Annotated in this window: 1 pseudogene; it reads left to right on the plus strand. The window is 66.3% G+C overall.

Going from position 1 to position 380, the window contains the following annotated elements:
* Nucleotides 1–306: pseudogene (locus KHA85_RS17230) on the plus strand (ABC transporter ATP-binding protein); the annotation flags it as partial.
* Nucleotides 307–380 lie beyond the last annotated feature (74 nt).

The following is a 380-nucleotide window of genomic DNA, read 5'->3' on the forward strand; positions in this document are numbered from 1 at the left end:
GAGCAGATCATGCCGCTGCTGGTGGTGTCGATCATGTCGCAGCTGGTGTTCTCCAGCGGGATGATCCCGGTGTATCAGCGCATCGGGCTGGAACAGCTGGCGTGGTTGACGCCCGCCCGCTGGGGCTACGCGGCGGGCGCGTCCTCGATCGACTTCCCGTCGCTGGTGAAGGTCAAGCAGATCCCGACCAACGCCCAGATCGGGCAGCCCTCGAAGCACACCTTCGTCTTCGACATGGCCATGCTCCCGCTGCTCTCGATCGCCTACACCGGCATCGGGCGCTGGCACATCCGGCTGAAACGCTGAGGCGGCTCTCAGGCGGCGACCCTAATCTGGGATGCGATGACCCGACCTGCCCCGCCCCTGCTGACGGCGCGATC

The sequence above is a fragment of the Dietzia massiliensis genome, assembly GCF_018390595.1.
GTDB classification, from domain to species: Bacteria; Actinomycetota; Actinomycetes; order Mycobacteriales; family Mycobacteriaceae; genus Dietzia; species Dietzia massiliensis.